This window comes from Bacteroidota bacterium (assembly GCA_036522515.1).
Lineage (GTDB): Bacteria > Bacteroidota > Ignavibacteria > UBA10030 > SZUA-254 > VBOC01.
Genome location: DATDFQ010000024.1, coordinates 1 through 19,699, shown reverse-complemented (window position 1 = coordinate 19,699; position 19,699 = coordinate 1). Strand labels below are relative to the sequence as shown.

13 protein-coding genes are annotated in these 19,699 nt (G+C 58.2%); 9 read left to right on the top strand and 4 right to left on the bottom strand.

Going from position 1 to position 19,699, the window contains the following annotated elements:
• Window positions 1-99: 99 nt before the first annotated feature.
• The 9 genes from udk to VI215_03450 all read left to right on the top strand — a co-directional run bounded on the left by udk (window position 100) and on the right by VI215_03450 (window position 14,056).
• Window positions 100-726 (top strand): uridine kinase, encoded by a 627-nt coding sequence (udk, locus tag VI215_03490; GenBank protein HEY6191370.1) that lies wholly within the window; start codon window positions 100-102, stop codon window positions 724-726.
• A gap of 312 nt (window positions 727-1,038) precedes the next feature.
• Entirely contained in the window at window positions 1,039-2,262 is a 1,224-nt protein-coding gene (locus VI215_03485) for a pitrilysin family protein (GenBank protein ID HEY6191369.1), read from the top strand.
• Between the two features lie 43 nt (window positions 2,263-2,305).
• Window positions 2,306-3,418, top strand: coding sequence for an alanine dehydrogenase (ald, locus tag VI215_03480; GenBank protein HEY6191368.1), 1,113 nt, complete (start codon window positions 2,306-2,308; stop codon window positions 3,416-3,418).
• A gap of 66 nt (window positions 3,419-3,484) precedes the next feature.
• The gene (locus tag VI215_03475) at window positions 3,485-5,167 is read left to right on the top strand and encodes a molybdopterin-dependent oxidoreductase (protein HEY6191367.1); all 1,683 of its coding nucleotides are present in this window, start codon (window positions 3,485-3,487) and stop codon (window positions 5,165-5,167) included.
• On the top strand, window positions 5,167-6,186 hold the full coding sequence (gene nuoH / locus VI215_03470; GenBank protein HEY6191366.1) for an NADH-quinone oxidoreductase subunit NuoH: 1,020 nt from the start codon (window positions 5,167-5,169) through the stop codon (window positions 6,184-6,186). The genes VI215_03475 and nuoH overlap by 1 nt, the downstream gene beginning before the upstream one ends.
• Entirely contained in the window at window positions 6,183-6,701 is a 519-nt protein-coding gene (locus tag VI215_03465) for an NADH-quinone oxidoreductase subunit I (GenBank protein ID HEY6191365.1), read from the top strand. The genes nuoH and VI215_03465 overlap by 4 nt, the downstream gene beginning before the upstream one ends.
• Before the next feature lie 237 nt (window positions 6,702-6,938).
• The gene (locus tag VI215_03460) at window positions 6,939-8,312 is read left to right on the top strand and encodes a pitrilysin family protein (GenBank protein HEY6191364.1); all 1,374 of its coding nucleotides are present in this window, start codon (window positions 6,939-6,941) and stop codon (window positions 8,310-8,312) included.
• 26 nt (window positions 8,313-8,338) lie between these two features.
• The gene (locus VI215_03455; GenBank protein HEY6191363.1) at window positions 8,339-9,814 is read left to right on the top strand and encodes a pitrilysin family protein; all 1,476 of its coding nucleotides are present in this window, start codon (window positions 8,339-8,341) and stop codon (window positions 9,812-9,814) included.
• 171 nt (window positions 9,815-9,985) lie between these two features.
• Window positions 9,986-14,056 (top strand): FG-GAP-like repeat-containing protein, encoded by a 4,071-nt coding sequence (locus VI215_03450; protein ID HEY6191362.1) that lies wholly within the window; start codon window positions 9,986-9,988, stop codon window positions 14,054-14,056.
• 171 nt (window positions 14,057-14,227) lie between these two features.
• Here the strand turns inward: VI215_03450 and VI215_03445 are convergent, their stop codons facing one another.
• From VI215_03445 to VI215_03430, 4 genes are all read right to left on the bottom strand, one after another.
• A complete protein-coding gene (locus tag VI215_03445; protein ID HEY6191361.1) occupies window positions 14,228-16,021 on the bottom strand; it encodes a serine hydrolase in 1,794 nt (597 codons plus the stop codon).
• Between the two features lie 135 nt (window positions 16,022-16,156).
• A complete protein-coding gene (locus tag VI215_03440) occupies window positions 16,157-16,951 on the bottom strand; it encodes a methyltransferase domain-containing protein (protein ID HEY6191360.1) in 795 nt (264 codons plus the stop codon).
• 1 nt (window position 16,952) lies between these two features.
• On the bottom strand, window positions 16,953-18,560 hold the full coding sequence (locus tag VI215_03435) for an ATP-binding protein (GenBank protein ID HEY6191359.1): 1,608 nt from the start codon (window positions 18,558-18,560) through the stop codon (window positions 16,953-16,955).
• Window positions 18,561-18,580: 20 nt separating this feature from the next.
• Window positions 18,581-19,699, bottom strand: a 1,119-nt coding sequence (locus VI215_03430) for a PP2C family protein-serine/threonine phosphatase (GenBank protein HEY6191358.1), incomplete at its 5' end; no start/stop codon positions are given.

The window sequence follows — 19,699 nt, the reverse complement described above, 5'->3', positions numbered from 1 at the left end:
GATTCAGATTCAAAGAAGGAGCAATGTAGAGAAAGGATTCTTCCTAAACAACGAATGCCTGGTTGCTAATCCAAAACGATTGAATTATATTCATAGCGCATGGAAAAAACTCCCCTCGTGATCGGGATCGCCGGTGGCACGGGCTCGGGCAAGACCACCGTGACCACGAAAATACTAGAACGGCTTGACGTTGGGAAAGTTGTGCTCCTAAAGCAAGACTACTATTATAAGGACCTTTCGGCGTTCGATGGCCTTCCCCCCGAACGCATCAATTTCGACCATCCAAACGCTCTCGAGAATTCTCTACTCGTGGAACATCTCTCACTCTTGAGGCAATCAAAACCGATCCGGCAGCCATTGTACGACTATTCCAGCTACAAGAGGTTGAAGGCTACTACACTCGTTGAACCTCGGAGTGTTATTATCGTGGAAGGGATCCTTATTTTTATCGAACGGGATCTCCGCGAACTAATGGATATCAAGATATTTGTCGACACCGATGCCGATGAAAGACTTCTGAGGCGACTTCGTCGGGATCTTCTGGAGAGGGGGCGAACGATAGATTCGGTTATGAAGCAATATGTTGAAACCGTGAAGCCGATGCACGAGGAATTCGTCGAGCCGAGTAAGCGGTGGGCTGACGTGATAATACCAAAGGGGGGTGAGAATCTTGTTGCAATCGACATGGTGGTGACCAAAATTCGGGAGATGCTGCCGCAATTGTAATTGGGATCCCAACCATCTGATTCGATCCTTCGCGGGCTCTGCCCTAGATCACTTGTTCTTTTTCATATCGTCTTCGAAGGGTTCCACCTCTCTATCAGTACCGTCTTCTTAGCTGATTATATTGGCGCGCATGCGGTATCTGCATCTCATGAGCATGAATACTTGTTTCTCTTGCCGGAAAATGATATATTTTCGCCAGTGAACGTTCCACCCATCAAGATGCCCAAGACCTCCACGAGTATTATCCGAGCTTCTGAGTCGATGCAGCAATTCAGTTATCGCAAAACTGTATTGCCCAATGGAATCAGGATCGTGTCTGAGGAGATCCCATATGTCCGGTCCATCTCCGTGGGCGTGTGGATCAATGTCGGATCGCGGGATGAGCACCGACACAAGAACGGAATCTCCCATTTCCTCGAACACATGGTTTTCAAGGGGACTGAGCGCTATTCTGCCCAACAGATCGCGCGTAGCCTGGAGGGCGTTGGGGGCTACCTGAACGCATTCACCACGAAAGAGCAAACTTGCTTCTACGCCCGCATTCTTGATGATAATCTCCTGAAAGCCCTCGATGTGATCTCGGACCTAGTCCGGAATCCTCTCTTCGATGTCAAAGAAATGGCAAAGGAGAAGAAGGTGATTCTCGAGGAGTTGAAAAACCTCGAGGACGACCCCGAGGAGCTGATCCACGACCATTTCGATAGCACGATCTTTCATGATCATCCCCTCGGGAACCCGATTATCGGCAGGGCGGAGAGCATCAAAACCTTTTCCCGGATGGACCTCAAGAAATACCTCCGAGGCTATTATGTTCCCAGTGGAATCGTCGTTGCCGCCGCTGGCAACTTGAAGCACGAAAAGCTCGTTGCGATCGTCGAGAGGTATTTCGGCGGGTTGGACACGAAGCGATCAGGTGCCCGGCGCGCCGTCGGTTCTCGTCGGCTGAGACCGGGACGCCAGGTTATCGAAAAGCCGATTCTCCAGGCCCATGTCTGCACGGGAACGGTCGGCTACGGAGTACGGAGCAAGATCCGTTACCCGCTCATGGTTCTCAATACCCTCCTTGGTGAGGGAATGAGCTCTCGTCTGTTTCAGAATATCCGAGAGAAGTATGGTTTCGCATACAACGTCTTTTCATTTGCCAATCTCCTCAGCGATACGGGAAATTTCGGCGTCTATATAGGTACCGATTCCAAGAACATCGACAACTCGATCGAGCTGATAAACAAAGAACTCAGTAAGCTTACTGCGAACCGGATCAGCGCGGAGGAGTTGCGGCGAACGAAAGCACAGCTCAAAGGAATGATTGTCCTCGGACTTGAGAGCATGTCGAACAGAATGATGCGCCTCGGAAGCGGGGAGATTTATTTCGAGGAATTCGTGGGCCTGCAGGAGATTATCGCCGCCATCGATTCGGTCAAGGCGGACGAGGTCCTCGAGGCCGCTCGAAAATTGTTCAACGTGGACAAGTTCTCCACCGTGATCATCAAGCCCTCGAAGGAGGAGAAACCTGTTCCCCCGAAGGCCGTAGCCTGATACCATCTTTTTCACCCAGTATTTCCAGATCGATCGAAAACATATGATTATCGGAATCCCAAAGGAAATCAAGACCAACGAGAATCGCGTCTCCCTCGTCCCTGTGGGCGCGCAGACGTTGACGCGCGCAGGGCATACGGTTCTGGTCGAGTCGAATGCCGGCGTCGGAAGCGGATTCGAGGATGACAGCTACAAGAAGGCCGGAGCGAGGATCCTCAAGTCGGCTGCGGAAGTCTATGCGCAGTCGGATATGATCATGAAGGTGAAGGAGCCGCTTGAACCTGAGTATTCTCTGATCAAGAAGGACCAGATCGTCTTCACCTACTTTCATTTTGCATCAAGCAGGACGCTTACCGATGCGATGCTCAAGTCGCGCTGCATCGCGATCGCGTACGAGACCGTTCAGAAAACAGATGGATCGCTCCCTTTGCTGATTCCGATGAGCGAGGTGGCGGGCAGGATGGCGCCGCAGGAAGGCGCGAAGTACCTGGAATCCACGATGGGGGGAAGAGGAGTCCTCCTGGGCGGTGTCCCGGGAACGGAGCCCTGCGACGTGGTCGTGATCGGCGGCGGCATTGTCGGAACGAACGCAGCCAAGATCGCTTCGGGGCTGGGTGCGAGAGTCACGATCCTCGATAACAATCTCTACCGGCTCCGATACCTGGAAGACGTGATGCCGAAAAACGTCGTGACGCTGATGTCGAACCCGTACAACATCCTCAAAATGATCGCGAAGGCCGATCTCGTCATCGGCGCGGTGTTGATTCCGGGAGCGAAGGCCCCGCACCTCGTCACGCGGGAAATGCTAAAATCGATGAAGCCCCGGTCGGTGATCATCGATGTCTCGGTAGATCAGGGCGGCTGCGTCGAAACCTGCAAGCCGACCACGCATGAGAACCCGACATTTGTCGTCGAGGGAGTCGTGCACTATTGCGTTGCGAACATGCCGGGCGCCGTTCCGTTTACCTCGACGGTGGCGCTCACGAATGCGACGCTTCCCTATGCGGCCGAAATCGCCGCCAAAGGATTCGCCAACGCGGTCGCGACGAACAACGAGCTCCGGCTCGGAGTCAATATCGTCGGGGGAGAGATTACCTATAAGGGAGTGGCGGACGCGTTCGGATTGCCCTTCAAGCCCTTCAATGGCCTCGATTAGTATCTCTCAGGTGGATATCCCCCAGGCAAGCTCAATTCTATCTCCCATCTTCTCCGCTCAGAGCTGATGCCCAAGATAACGATCGACGGCAAGCAACTCGAGGTCGAAGCAACTTCGACCATCATCCAGGCGGCGTTTCAGAACGGCATCACCATCCCGCATTTCTGCTGGCACCCGCGCCTTTCGGTGGCGGGGAACTGCCGCATGTGCCTCGTGGAAGTGGAGAAACTTCCCAAGCTTGTCATCGCATGCTCCACCCAGGTCGCCGAGGGGATGGTCGTGAAGACAAATTCGGACCGGGTCGTGAACGCGCAGCAGGCGGTGATGGAGTTTCTCCTGATAAACCACCCGCTCGATTGCCCCATCTGCGACGAGGCCGGCGAATGCAAGCTCCAGGACTACGCATACAATTATAGTGTAGGGCAGAGCAGGTTCGAGTTCAACAAAGTCCGCAAGCCAAAACGGGTCGAACTCGGCCCGAATGTCATGCTCGATACCGAGCGGTGCATCATGTGCTCGCGGTGCGTCAGGTTTTGCTCCGAGGTCGCGAAAAGCCCCCAGCTTGTCTTCACGCAGCGGGCGGACCATGTGGAGCTCACGACCTTCCCGGACGAAAAGCTCGACAACCCTTATTCGATGAACACGATCGACATCTGTCCCGTGGGCGCGCTGACGAGCAAGGATTTCCGGTTCAAGGCGCGTGTCTGGGAGATGTCGGCGACCGATACCGTCTGCCAGGGTTGCGCAAGGGGCTGCAACGTCAAGATGTGGGTGCGCAACAACCAGATCCTCCGCCTGACCCCACGGTTCAACCCCGATGTGAACGACTATTGGATGTGCGACTTCGGCAGGCTGGAAACCTTCAAGTCCGTCGATGCGGGAACGCGGATCAACCAGCCGATGATCAGAAAAGACGACAAGCTCGTCCCCGTCGGTTGGGACGAGGCGATCTCGCGAACCGCGCTCGAGCTGAAAGCCTTCAAGAGATCGGAAATAGCGGGGGTCCCGTCTCCCTACGCGACGAACGAGGATAACTTCGCGCTCATGAAGCTGATGGATTCTCTCGGGGCGAAGAGGATGGGCGTTCTGAAACACGTGATCGAAGGATCGGGGGACGAAATACTTCTCCGGGAGGACAAGACACCGAACGGATACGGGGCCACCGAGATCGGGCTCTCCTCCGGGACGACCGCGCTCGACCTTGAATCCGTCCTGGAGGGCATCAACGCGGGCTCGATCAAGGCGCTGTACGTCATCGACGAGGATCTCGCCGCCGACCCGGATGTGGCGGAGGTGTTGTCGAAATTGGATTTGCTGATCGTGCACGCCTCGAGCGTGAACGAAACGACAAAGATCGCCGATATCGTCTTATCCAGCTCCACCTACGCCGAGAAGCACGGGACGATTGTGAATTTTCAGGGCCACGTTCAAAGGTTGCGGCCCGCCGTGGCGACTGCCGAGATGGACAGGGCGCTCGACGGCTTTTCGATGAGCCGCCTCGACAAGTTCGGCGCTCCGAACGACCGGTGGACCAAATCCTTGAAGCGCGAAGCGCGCCCCACCTGGCGGATTTTGACGAATGTCGCGGGCGCGCTTAATTCTAGGTGGAAATTCAACACGGCTGAGGACGTGTTCAACGAGATCGCCTCGACTGTCGGCGCATTCAAGGGCATGACGTACGCAAAGATAGGATCGAGGGGAATGAAGCTCAGGAAGAGTTCTTTAATGGCAAACGCGGTCCGGACCTGATGGAAATCCTGATTGCGGCGATTAAAATCGCGATTGTTCTTGGCGCCCTCCTCACGACGGTCGCCTACACGGTCCTGGTCGAGCGGAAGGTTGCCGCGGCCATACAGAACAGGATCGGCCCGAACAGGGTCGGGTGGAAGGGGATGCTGCAGCCCCTCGCAGACGTCCTGAAGCTCGTTACGAAAGAAGACATCGTTCCGACGAATGCCAATTCGTTTCTCCACGACCTTGCGCCGGTGATCTCGATCGTGGTGGCGCTGACGACGTTCGCGGTCATTCCGTTCGGGAACCGGCTGGTTCTCTTCGGCCAGGAGATCAAGCTTCAGATCGCCGATGTTAATATCGGCATACTCTACGTTCTTGCGCTTACCTCGCTGGGGGTTTACGGCGTGACGTTGAGCGGGTGGTCGTCAAACAGCAAGTATTCCCTTTTGGGGGGCCTCAGGTCGTCCGCGCAGATGATCAGCTACGAGCTTGCGATGGGGCTTTCTCTCATAGGGGTGATCATGATCGCGGGAACGCTGCAGCTCGACAAGATCGTGGAGGCGCAGGCGGGGTGGAGGTGGAATATCGTTCTCCAGCCGGTGGGATTCGTGCTCTTCGTGATCTCAGCCTTTGCGGAGACCAACCGCCTCCCGTTCGATCTGCCGGAAGCCGAGCCGGAGCTGGTGGGCGGATATCACACGGAATACAGCGGCCTCAAATTCGGGCTCTTCTTTCTTGCCGAGTACGCGAACATGGTCACCGCGAGCGCGATCATCACGACCATTTACCTCGGCGGGTGGCAGGTGCCTTTTCTCCATAATATCGGGCTTTCTGACACGTGGGTCGCTCTCATTCAGGTGCTGGGATTCTGTCTGAAAGTGTGCTTCCTCGTCCTGTTCTTTATTATCATTCGATGGACAATTCCCCGGTTCCGGTACGACCAATTAATGAAGCTGGGGTGGAAGGTGATGCTGCCGCTCTCGATTGTGAACCTCCTGGCGACAGGGATCGCGATTCTGGCTGGAGTCCTATGACCCCCACTGACGCCTCCAAGCGACATCCCGAAATTGTCCACAAGAGGGATCTCTCGTTCCTCGAGAAGCTGTACATCCCGCAAATCGCGAAGGGCCTCTGGATCACGATGGCGCAGATGTTCAGGCCCAAGTTCACGCGCCAGTACCCGGAGGAGCGGTGGGATCCACCCGCGTCGTTCCGGGGAAGGCCGGTGCTCGTGGAGGATCACGGCATCGAACGCTGCGTAGCGTGCGGCCTCTGCGCGCGAGTCTGCCCGGCGCTCGCGATCGAGGTGCAGGGTTCCGAGAGCGAGCTTCCGAAGGAGCGGTATCCGGTCGTGTTCGAGATCAACATGCTGCGCTGCATCTTCTGCGGGTTTTGCGAGGAGGTCTGCCCGGAAGAGGCGATCGTGATGAGCAAGGATTACGAGCTGACCTTCACGAGCCAGCAGGACGCGATTTTCGGGAAAGACAAGTTGCTCACCCCCGCGGAAAAGCTTAAGGACCGGTTGGAGTTCCTGCGCGCGAACCGGTGAGGGGAGATTCTTCGGAGCTCCGCTCCTCAGAATGACAAGGGAGGAGAGCACTGGTACGAGAAACAAAAACGTATAAAGATCCCGACCTAAAGCATGTCGGGATGACGGTCTTTCATAAACATCCCGACCTGAATTATGTTGGGATGACAGCTTTAGACAAAAATCCCGACCCAAAAATGGTCAGGATGACGGACCACCCTACAGATTTTGATTCATCCATGTCCAAGCGGTGTCCATATGACAGCCAAGGTTGTTGCGTCGGTCCTGCCGACGTTTCTCGTTCTCACGCTCGCACAAGCGCAGCTCGCCGTGAAATTTGAAAGATTCTCTCTTCCGAACGGGCTTGAGGTGATCCTCCATGAGGACCATTCGGTTCCGGTCGTCTCGTGCAACATGTGGTATCACGTGGGGTCGGCAAATGAGAAACCGGGGAGGACGGGGTTCGCGCATCTCTTCGAGCACGTGATGTTTGAGGGATCGGGCCACGTGCCGGTCGGCATGTTCGACGAATGGCTCGAAGCGGCCGGCGGGCAGAACAACGCCTCCACGAGCGCGGACCGGACGAACTACTGGGAGAACGTCCCGAGCAACGCGCTCGAGCTCGCCCTCTTTCTGGAATCCGACAGGGCCGCTCACCTGATCGACGCGATGACGCCCGCGAAGCTGGACGCCCAGCGCGATGTCGTCAAAAATGAAAGGCGCGAGTCGTACGAGAACCAGCCCTACGGCATGGCCTCGATCCTGCTCGACGAAAATATTTATCCCCCCGATCATCCGTACCATTGGCCGACCATCGGCTCTATGGAGGACCTCACCGCGGCGAGTTTCGACGACGTCGTGGAGTTCTTCAGGAAATACTACGTGCCGAACAACGCGAGCCTCGCCATCGCGGGGGATATCGATCCTGCGAGGACGAAAACCCTTGTGCAAAAATGGTTCAGCGACGTTCCCAGGGGGAAGCCCGTCCCCCCGCTCGGGATACCTCCGGCCTCGATCACGCAGGAAAAGCGGCTCGTGCATGAGGACAAGGTCCAGCTTCCCCGGCTCTATATCAGTTGGATCACCCCGCGGCATTTCGCTCCCGGCGATGCGGAGCTCGATGTCCTGTCGAACATCCTGACCGGAAGCAAGAACGCAAGGCTTTTCAAGCGTCTCGTGTACGATCTTCAGATCGCACAGGATGTTTCCTCGGGACAGGAGTCGTCCTTCCTCGGGTCTAAATTCTCGATCGTCGTGACCGCCCGGGCAGGGCATACGCTTGCCGAGCTTGAGGAAGTGGTCCGCGAAGAGCTCCAAAGGATCAAGGACGAACCCCCCACGCTCCGGGAGGTTCAGCGGGCGGTCAACGGGTTCGAGGCGAACTTTCTCGATCGCCTGGAGCAGATCGGCGGGTTCGGCGGCAAGGCCGACCAGCTTAACGCGTATTTCACCGAAACAGGGAACCCGGATTATTTCAACGAGGACCTGTCAAGATACAGGGCGCTCTCCCCCGAAGACATCCGCAACGCGGCAAGGACATTTCTCAGGGACGACGGGAATGTCGTCCTGAGCATTGTTCCGGAAGGGAAGAGGGATCTGGCGGCTCCGGCGAGACAAGGGGGCGTGAAGTGACGATTGACCCCGCTTTGGAGATGAGAATGCTGGACCCTTCGCTCATCCGTGCGGCCGCGAGCTTCGTGGCCTATGTCCTGATTGTGGCAGGACCAAGCCTCTTCGCTCAGGCGCCTGACCGGAGCAAACCGCCTTCCCCCGGACCGATCCCCTCGCTGAAACTTCCTCCGATCCAGCATCTCAAGTTGTCGAATGACCTCCAGGTCATATTGATGGAGAAGCATAACGTTTCCCTTGTCCAGATGGAACTGGTCGCTCAGACCGGCTCTGCGATGGATCCGCCCGCGTTGCCCGGACTTGCCGACATGACCGCGTCGATGCTCGAAGAGGGGGCCGGCTCGAGGACCGCGCTGCAACTTGCGGATGCGATCGATTTTCTCGGCGCGAATATCTCCCCGTACGCGGGGCAGCACACGCTCGGCGTGGTGATGCACGCTTCGCTTTCCAAGGTTGATTCCGCGCTCGCGCTCTTCGCGGACATGGTCTTACGGCCCACCTTTCCGTCAGAAGAACTTGAGCGGAACAGGAAGGAGCGTCTCACCACGCTCACCCAGTGGCGGGACGATCCGCCGCAGATCTCAAGGGTGCTCTTCAACCAAACGCTCTTTGGGCCGGACCACCCGTACGGCAGAATCACGATCGGAAACGAGAAGAGCCTTCGCGCGATGTCGGTGGACGATTTGAGAAAATTTCACAGGAAGTACGTCCGACCGAACAACTCCGCCCTGATCGTTGTCGGGGACGTCACCGCGAAGGAGATCCTCCCCAGGCTGGAGGACGCGTTCGGCAAATGGGAAAGGGGAGAGACCGACCAGCAGCCGTTTCCCGCGGCGGAACAGGTGAAGGAGCGGACGGTCTACCTTGTCGACAAACCGGGGGCGCCGCAATCGGTGATCACGGTCGGAAGGATCGGGGCCAGGCGCGCAACGGAGGATTACTTCCCGCTGATCGTGATGAACACGATTCTCGGCGGATCGTTCAGGTCGCGGTTGAACCAGAACCTCCGGGAGACCCATGGCTACACCTACGGGGCGTTTTCCGGATTTGATTTTCTGATGAATCCGGGGGCATTCCGCGCTGCCGCTTCGGTCCAGACGGCGGTGACGGACAAGGCGTTGACGGAATTCATGAAGGAGATCAAGGGGATCCTCGAGCCGGTCTCCGACGAAGAGCTCTCGAGGGCAGAAAACTATTTGACGCTCAAATATCCCGGAAACTTCCAGTCGGTCGCCCAGGTGGCTGACCAGCTCGTCGATCTTTTCCTCTACCGACTGGGCGATGAATACTTCGATGAGTACAACAGCCGCGTTCGCGCCGTCACAAAGGAAGACGTGCAGCGGGTCGCGCGCAAGTACCTTGACCCGGAAAAGATGGCGATTGTCGTCGTCGGAGACAGGAAACAGGTCGAACAGGGGATCGCAGGACTGAGCCTCGGGACGATCAGGAATCTGACGATCGAAGACGTGCTCGGCCCGGCGCCGGCGCCCGAGGGGGGCCGGTAGTCGCGGCTTTGCTGAGGGCTCCCCCGAATTGAGCGTCAAGCCCCCTGATCCCAATCCCCTCAAAATCCCACCGTTTGGCATCTTTTTGCTTTGATTCTTTTCCGAAATTCGGTACATTAAAACAGTCCGATCAGCGGATTCTGATGTCCTCTATGCCTTCAGGTGTGAACTATGAAACTTTCGTACCGCGTTGCACTCTTGTGCGCCGTCCCGCTTCTGTTCCTCTCCTTTTCTGAATCCAATTCGCAGTTCAAAGTCTGGCAAAAGAAATTCAACGGCCCGGGCGCGGCGGTAGGATTAAACCCCATCAATCCGAGCACGGTCTTCGTGCAGGGGAACGATAACCGCATCTGGGTGTCGCGCGACAGGGGCGCAAACTGGAGCTCGCTCCCACCGGTCCTGCCATCGTTGCTCCGCGAAATTCTCGTTCACCCAAAGGATACGTTGACGATGTTCACGGTCGACCAGTTTAACGGCCTTAAAAAGACGACGAACGGGGGCACGACCTGGTTTACGGTCATCGCCAATTACGGCATCGACGGCGAGTCCATCAGCTACGACCCCTCGCATCCCGACACGATGTACGCCGGAAACTTCACGGACGCCGCCGTTTTCCGTTCGACCGACAGGGGATCCACCTGGACGCTCAAGGGCCATGCGGGGACAAGCGGGCTTTGCGGGCTGGTGGTTCGCCCCGATAGCGGTGACATCCTCTATGCCGGAGCGGGATTCGGGCAGATTTCCAAGTCCACGAATCAGGGCCAGAACTGGCATCTTGTAAAACCGGGCGGCTCGCAGGAGATCCCGAAGTTCGCGATCGATCCCACCAACCCTCAGATCGCGTACGCGACGGCGTTCGCGGGGACCCTCAGCTCCGACGGCGTCTGGAAAACGACCGACGGCGGAGAGCACTGGGCGTTGACGGCGCTCGCCTCGAGGTCGATGTGGTGCATCGACATCGATCCGCAGCATCCGGGCACGGTCTATGCCGGCGCGTTTGACGATCCGGTCATCGGCGGCATTTCGAAGACTACGGACGGTGGCGCGACGTGGGTGCAGCTCGATAAGGGGCTGGACAAGGGTTACGCGATGTGGAACATGAAGGTCGACCCTCTCGATAGCACGAACATCTACGTCGCATGCACGATCGGCGACTTCGGGAACAACGGGGTCTACAAGCTTGCGAATGCGAACGCTGGCGTCGAAGGCGTCGTGCGCGACAGCCTCACGAACGCGCCGATCGCCTCGGGAGTCCTGACCATCAACCCGGTGGGCGCGGCATTCAATCTCGCCTTTGAAGGGGGTGGGTTCGACCTCTATCGATTCCCGCCCGACACCACGAGCGTGCTCACGGCAAACGTGTTTATCAACTCGCAACTGTTCCAGGTGCGCACGATCGTCCTTCTGAACGACTCGATCATCCAGAAAGATGTCATCGTCCAGCCCGGAGAAATCAGGGGAACCGTCTTTAACGATCTGAACCTCGACAGCGTGCAAAACGGAGGCGAGCCCGGATTGTTCGACTGGATCGTCCTTATGACGGGCCAGACCTCGGCGACGATCCATTCGGATGTCAGCGGCAACTACGTGATCGGCGATTTGTTTCCGGGCTCGTACAACGTGAGCGAACAGGCGCACCTCGGGTGGGTTCAGACATCACCGCATCCCCCCAGCTACAATATTTCGGTTTCGCTCGCCAACAAATTCTTCACGGGGAAGAATTTCGGAAACCATACGGCTCACCACATTACGAGGATTGTTCCCCCTCCGGACTCGAATAATGTTCCCCGTACGGTCTCGATCTTCGCGGCGTTCGACACGCTGATGGATGTCACCCAGTTCAACGACACCTCCTCGTGGATCGTCAGCGGCTCGTCCAGCGGCAGGCACCGGGGATCGTTCGTCTTCGGGGCCGGCGACTCGACAGTCACGTTCACCCCGGCCGATTCGTTCCAGGCGGGCGAGGTCGTGACGGTGAATGCCACGAATAAGCTGCATGGCGCGGGAGGGTCTCCGTTCTCGCCCTTCGCGGATCAGTTTACGATCGGCGTCCCCTCTTCTCCCGGTACCTTCACACCCAGGATCGATTACACCGTCGGTTCGGGCCCCTGGGCGGTCGCCGTCGCGGACATGAACGGCGACGGATGGAACGACATTGTGAGCGCAGTCTCCGGCCCGAGCGCGGCGGCGGTTTCGCTCAATAACGGCAACGGCACATTCGCCGCGGCCGTTCCTTACTCGACCGGCGCGACTCCCCACGCGGTCGTCCTCGGTGACGTCGATAACGACGGAGACCTCGACGTTGTCGTGGCGAACAGCGGCGCGACGACCGTCACAGTCCTGAAGAATAACGGCGACGGCACACTCGCCGGCAGGGTCGATTATTCCGCGGGAGGAAACCCATCCTCCGTCTCCCTTGCGGATCTGGACGGCGACGGGTATCCCGATATCATCATCACCAACACCTCGTCGAACAATATTGCGATCCTGATGAACGACGGCGCGGGCAATTTTTCCACCCCCCATCCTTACCCGTCGGGAAATCAGCCGTGGTGGAGCACAGTCGCGGACGTCAACCGGGACGGGGGCCTCGATCTCCTCGTGGCGAACAGCCTCGCCACCTCGACGATTTCGTATCTCTCCAATATCGGATCGGGCAAGGTCGCCGCTCCGGTCCCATCCACGGTGGGCGGGTTCGTGCGGTCGGTCGCAGCGGCGGATTTCACGAATGAACGGCGCATCGATTTTGCGGCGGCCAATTCGAGCACAACCTCGGTCAGCGTCTATCGCCAGGACATCAACGGAATCTTTGCGAACCGGACTGATGTCACGGTCGGCTCGGGTCCCTGGGCGGTCGCGACGGGAGATTTTGACGGAGACGGATACATCGATGTGTGCGCGGTGAACGCCACCACGGGTTCGATATCGGTTCTCCACAACGTCGGCGGCGGGGCGAGCTTTTCGCGCACCGATTATAACACCGGGTCGGTCCCCAGGGGCCTTGCGGTGGCGGATCTTGACGGCGACGGGGATTTGGATATCGTCGTCGCAAACGGGGGAGCGAGCACCGTTTCGGTCTTCCTGAACAGCATCATTACATCGGGACTCACCGGTTGGAACCTCGTCTCTCTCCCGGTTCGACCTGCGAGCTTCTTAAAGAGTTCGGTCTACCCCAACGCCATTTCGAGAGCGTTCGCCTATCAGGGGGCATATATCGTGCGCGACACGCTCGAGAATGGGGTGGGATACTGGATAAAAATGGATACCGCCCAGGTCTTCGGTTACAACGGGCAGAATTTTCTGGCCGATACGGTCACTGTGACAACGGGCTGGAACCTGATCGGGAGCGTCGCGAAGTCGATCAGCACCGGATCGATCGTGGCGACACCATCGGGCATTCTCTCGTCGCCATTTTTCGGGTTCAACGGCTCATACCAGACCGCCGTATCTCTTGATCCCGGTTACGGTTACTGGGTGAAGATAAAATCGGGAGGTGGGACGCTTTCGATGAACGCGCCGCCTGGTCAGCAGCCAAAGATCGCCGCGGGCAGGAATGAACTCGACCTCTTCAGTTCTCTTGCGCTCACGGACAGCAAGGGCCGGAAAGCTACCCTCTATTTCTCCTCGGCTCCCGATGCCCGGCCGGTCATTTCAAGGTATGAGGCCCCTCCGCCCGCGCCGGAAGAATCGTTCGACGTCCGTTTTGCGTCGCAGCGGCTTGCCGAAGTTGCGCTTGCAGACGCCCCTCAGGCGTTCCCCATACGGGTCGACAACGCGGCCTATCCGCTCACGATCACCTGGAAGCTGAACGGTGGAGAATCCCGATCCTGGAGCGTCAACGCCGGTGGCGCCGGGAAAAACCTTGTAGAGAACGGGAAGTATGTCGTGAATGCGTCGTCTTCGGGATCCCAGGCGACGATCCTCCTGACGGCGAGCCCGGCAGGGGAGTCGATCGTTCCGACCGAGTTCCTGCTCGCGCAAAATTACCCCAACCCGTTCAATCCGACGACGGAAATTCAGTACCGGCTGGCGGCGGAGGGACGCGTAACACTGACGATCCATAATCTTCTGGGACAGGAAATTGCGCGCCTGGTGGACGGCGATCATCCCGCGGGTTACTACGCCGCGCACTGGGACGCCTCAGGAGCCCCCAGCGGAATCTACTACGCGCGCCTGAGCGTGAGTTCGAAGGCCGGAGTGCAGCTCTACCAGGCGACGAAGAAGCTTGTGCTGATGAAGTAGGATTTGTCATCCTGAGCACATTCGCTTCGCTCAGTGTAAACTCCGCGAAGGATCTCGCTCTTCACTCATAGTAATCTCTGAAATCATACTGAAGCCCTCACGGATGTCGTGAGGGCTTCTTTGTTAGTCCAGCTCCCCTTCGCGCTGGAGTTCCCCAGCGAAGGATTCCCCTTACTTGTCTGAATCCACCGCCGGCAGGATATACTTCGGAACGTACTCCCGCTGCGGGATGAAAAGCGCGGGGTCGCCGTAGTTGCCCCCGTAGAATGCGATCACCAGATCCAGATCCGGAATCCCCATCACGATCTGGCCACCGTTCCCCGCGGCAAAGAAGGCGCGGAGTGTACGCCCCTTGTAGGGATATTCTTCCACCCACCATAGGTACCCGTACTTCCGGGTGCCGATTGACACCAGGTGGGAGGTGGCTTTGCGGCACCATTCCGCCGATAGAACCCTGTGCCCGTTCCATATCCCCCCGTTCAGGTGCAGCTGGCCGAGCTTCATGAAGTCCCGCGGCAGGAACCTCGCTCCGCCCCCCATGTAGGTGTCGCCTGTCGGGGTCAGACCCAGGTAGTACGTTTTCATGTGGAGTGGCTGAGCGATGAGCTCCTCCATCAGGTCGGGCAGCGATCGCCCGGAGGCATGTTTCAGGACTCCGCCCGCGAGATTCGGGCTCATGCTGGCGTAAACCGACTTCTCGCCCGGCTCGCGGATCATCTTGAGAGCCAATGTGTATTGGTAGTAGTCGGTCGCCCCGCTTTCGTCGGTCACGTAATCCTCGGCGCCCGGCGATTTGGGGTCGCTGTCGTCGCAATCCAGCCCGGAGGACATCGTGATCAAATGCTCAAGCGTGACGGCGCGCTTCCGCGGCTCCAGGCCCGGTGGAAACGTGCCGCCGTTCATCGCCTGGTAGACGGGAGTGGATACGTTCAGGGGAACCCCGGCTTGCATTGCGGCTCCGATGAGGGTCGCGGTCAGACTTTTGGCGGCAGAGCGGGTATCGTGGGGCTTCTCGCGGCTCTCGCCGTGAAAATACTCTTCGAGAACGAGCTTGCCGTGCCGGGCGATCAGGACGCCATGAACCTGCGATGCCAGGATTGAATCCCCCGGTTTGTCGATGATCATCCGGATGAATCGTTCCATGCTATCCCGGGAGATGCCCACCGACTCAAGCGATCCGGTCGGCCACCCGTCGTCGAACGCCGGCGGGGGTGCGTACGCATAGGGGACCGACGGCCTCCCTCTGGGATAGTAATCGCACGCCTCGCCGGGACTGACCCGGCTGAAATCGTATGTCCCGCCCCGGTTCGCGATGTAGATCGAGAGAAGCTCCCTCTCCGCGTCGTACTTTCCTTCCGCAAGGAGGCGTCCCCGGCTGTTTCCTTTATTTGCCGCGAAGAGTCTTACCGAGTCTCCAACCTTCTCCATGTGGTCCACCGGGTATTGTAGGTAGCCGATGTTTCGTTCTGGGTTTCTGAGGAAGGCTCCGATCGAACCGTCCGGCCTCGACTTGACCATCAGGTAGAAGGTGAAGGCGTCATCAAGCGGCTTCACCTCTCCGCGCCAGGTATCCTGGCCGTACTTCGTGAGCGCGACGGGCGAGGTGCAGTTCTGGATCTGGATCCACTGTCCGGCGATCTTCGCACGGCCCGGATCGAATCTGCCGAGAAAGGCGTTCTTTCCGTCCCGCAATTCAAAACGGAGTGTGTCCCCGTTCAGAGTGGGTTCCGCTGTCTGGCCCGCGATCTCCGCCCGCCACCCTCCGTTCGTCTGAGTGACGATCAGGGTCCCGCGAACGTCGGGACCGTACCGGTGCTTCGCCTGCCAGAGGCCCATCAGATCGCGCGCTGAGGTCGAACGGACGGAATCGGCGAGGGGAAGGGGGGGTCCGCCCGGAGATGGGGCGCTACCATCTCCGCTCGGGGTCATCGGATGGAGAAACGAAAGGATCACAACGAGCGACATTCCAGAACAGAGAAATGCTCGCATCGCCCTCGTGAACGGGAAATGGCTTAAAACGGAAGAGAGGTTCACTTGAATACCCTTGAACGGTGGTTGGGGACTACTCCCTCGGTTAGACGGGAGCAATCTTCAAAACGTTCAGGGAGTGCCGCGTACAGCCCAGGCCCGGGCTGTCAATCGAATGGAACCATCGCCGGAGACGGGGAGAGTCCCCCGGATACGGTCCCTAAGCTCCTCCCGTCGCCCTTCCGTAAGCGACATCGCATAGCCCGGAGCAGGACCTTGGCCGCCCAGAATCGGATCCCAATAGTCGTTGAAATCTCGAAAAACCGTGTCGATGTCTATAGGGCGCACCTCCACGTTCCGTAATTCTGCCGAATCGAATAATTGTCGGAGGGGTTCCGGCCGGCAAAGGGGAAAGCGGCGGCCCTCGTCGAGTTCGAGCGCCCTCTCGTCGAGTGAGCCGGCGGCGTCCCAAAAATACCGGAGAAGCTCCATCCTGCCGGAATAATCCCAGAGATATGCCGCGACGAATCCACTGGCAAGGGTTACCCGGCGCATCTCTGCGACGGCCAGGTCCGGATGGGGGACAAAATTCAGGACAAGAGCTGATAGTGTGGCATTGAAGGCGGCGTCCGGGAACTCCATGGACTCTGCCGAACCAACCTTGAAGGTTGCCCGCTGGTCGGGGATTTGTTGCCGTGCGAAGGAGACAAATTCGGGGGAGGGATCGATTCCGGTAACCGAACCCGGGGAAGTATTCTGGAGAACAGATTGCGATAAAGCGCCGGTGCCGCATCCGACATCGAGCACGCGGCTCCCCGGAGGGAGTGAAATCCAGGCGAGAAACTCCGCGGCTACTTTCCGGCTCCAACGGCCGATGAACGGTTCGTAGTGGAGGCCGCTTGCCCAGGTATCTTTGGGTCCTTCGATGCTAGGTCCTGATCTGCTTCCACCAGTTATTGACCACGTCCGCGACCACCGTCTCACCGGTCTTCTTCTGCCACTTTTCGTAAAACTTGATATCCCCGCTCGCCGGCTCCGGCGAGGGCATATCGATCATGACGCGGACAGGGACCGGGACGGCGTCGCCGATAATGAACGCCTCGCCCTGCCGGAGGGTCGGCAGAACGTCGATGACGTTCGCGAGCGAGTCGGGAACCAGCTTTCGGACATAGTTCTGGTCGTGCGGATTCAACAACCGCATCGCGATGAAGTTGTTGCATTGCGCGGTGATCGTTTCCGAAATCTCGGACGGGCGCTGGCTTACGATCATGCAGCTCACTCCGTACTTTCTTCCTTCCTTCGCGATCCGCTCGACGGTTTTGCGCGCGGCGGAGCTTCTGCCGTGCGTGGAGAGGTAGGTATGCGCCTCCTCGAAGACGATCAGGATCGGGAAATCCTGCCTCGCCTTGTTCCAGAGGTTGAAATCGTAGATGACCCTTCCCAGGAGGGAGACGAGCACGTTGATGACGTCGAACGGCACCCGGCTCAGGTCGATGACCGTGACCTGCTTTCCTCCTTCGAGCCCGAAGAGCTTGGTCAGAAGGGGAACAAGAGTGTCGGTCGATTTGAAGTTCTGCGGCCTGAAGAGAAACTCATATCGCTTATCGGTGAGCTTGCTCTCGAGCCTCACAAGAAAGCGCGTGAACTGGCCGTAGAACGGGCCCTCCTTGCCACCGAGCGTCCGCTCGGTGTCGAGCGACCTCATCCTCGCGTTCACTTCCAGGAAGTCGAAATAGACGGGGGTGTCGATCGTGAGGAATTCTCTTAAGGCGTTGTTCTTTCCACGCTTCGAATCGAGAATCGCCTCTTTCATCACCATCACCTGGTTGTTCGCCGAGGGCTCGTTCTCGTCAATAAAGGTCTCGACGAGCTCGTCAAAGTTCATCAGCCAGTAGGGGAGCTCCAGCTCGGTGATCTTGATGATGTTTCCGTTCTCCTTGAACGCCTGCTCGTATTCGCCGTGCAGGTCGAGGAGGATCACGTGCGTGTTTTCGAACTTGTTGATCTTCTGGAGGATCGAGGAGGCGGTGCACGATTTCCCCGAGCCCGTCGATCCGAAGAGCGCGATATGCTTCGCGAAAAATTTATTCGGATCGAGATAGATGCGCTCTTCCTCGAGCATGGAAATCGAGCCGGGCGAGAAGTTCTTTTCCCGGTAGACGGAGAATATTTTCTTGAGATCGTCGTGTTCCGGGAGGAGGACGGGCCCTCCGACGAGCGGGTAGGCGGTCACGCTCCGCTCGAACCGGTCGTTGCGGACGGTCCCGATCAGCTGCACGTCTATCTCATGTCCCGCCGCGCGATTGGAGCTCTTTCCGTCTGCCGCAGAATGCCCTCCGGCGGCGCGCACTCCGGTGACGCTTCCGATCACGAGGCGGTCTTCATCAGGCAGCACGACATACGAGCCGAGCCGGAGGGCCGTCGAAGCCGCGCCGCCGCCGTTTGCAGCGGGAGGGGCGTTGTCGCTCAGGTGTGCGGTCAGGCTCATGTTTGTGACCGCCGAAATTGTCCCTATCTGCTTATGAGATTTGGCCATGAGGTCTGTCGATCCTCCTTTTAAGAAATTCGTTTGATGACGACGACCGTCTTGTCGTCCGTGAGCGTCCCGAGGGTGTTGAATTTCTCGACATCCTCGATAATAAGCGAGGCGAGTTCTTTTGGTGTCCGGGAGCGGAACTCCACGATCAATCTCACCATCCGGTCTTCGCCGTACGCTTCCCCCTGCTCGTTTGTGGCTTCAGAAACGCCATCGGTGTAGAGTAACAGAATATCTTCCTTACCCATCATGATGCTCTCGGTCTTGAACTTTTCGTTCGGGAACGGGCCCAGGAGCTGGCCGGTCGCTTCCAGGAACTGAGGGGTGTCCGAGTTTGCGGGGAGAAACACCGGGTTGTTGTGTCCGCAATTGGCATAGAGGACGAGGCCGCTCCGGTCGTCCGTCAACTCGGCGTAAAACAGAGAGACAAACTTCTCCTCGGAAAATGTCTTGTGGAGGAGCTTGTTCACGCGGGAGAGGAGGACGCTCATTTTGGTCTGGAACTCGAACCCCATCCGGAGGGCCCCGGAAGTATAGAGCGCCTGCACCGCGGCAGAAACTCCCTTGCTGGCCGCGTCCCCGATCACCACCCCGAGCCGCTCGGTATCGTCGTCCACGCGGAGATAATCGAAAAAATCTCCCCCGACGATCCGGTCGGGCAACGAGATTCCGTAGAGCTCGTACTTGTGGAACCGCATCTCGTGCTGAGGGAGGATGCTTCGCTGGATGTCGCGCGCCTTGTCGAGGTCCCGCCTGAGATCTTCGGCTTTCCGCTCGATCCTCTTGCTCCGGAGGACGGAGCTGACGGCGGTGCTGATGATATTCAGGGTCGAAGGAAGATTATCGTCCAGGTGATCGGCGTTGAAGGCGAGGACGTAGGGAAAGAGCGTGTAACCGCGCCATTGCACTTTGTCCCCGATACCCGTGGCGGAGTATTGCAGAATGCCCCTGTTCCGGAGGTATTCATTCTGCTCGTCGGCGACGATCGTTCGGATCTCCGACAACTGCTGAAAAACGGGGTAATCCTTGACTTTCACCTGATAGTTGGGCTCTATCGGTTCCATCTCTCCCACCTGCTGGAGGAGCAGGTAGGCGCCGGACTTGGGGTTGAACTTCCAGGCCCGGCCTCCCTTGATCTT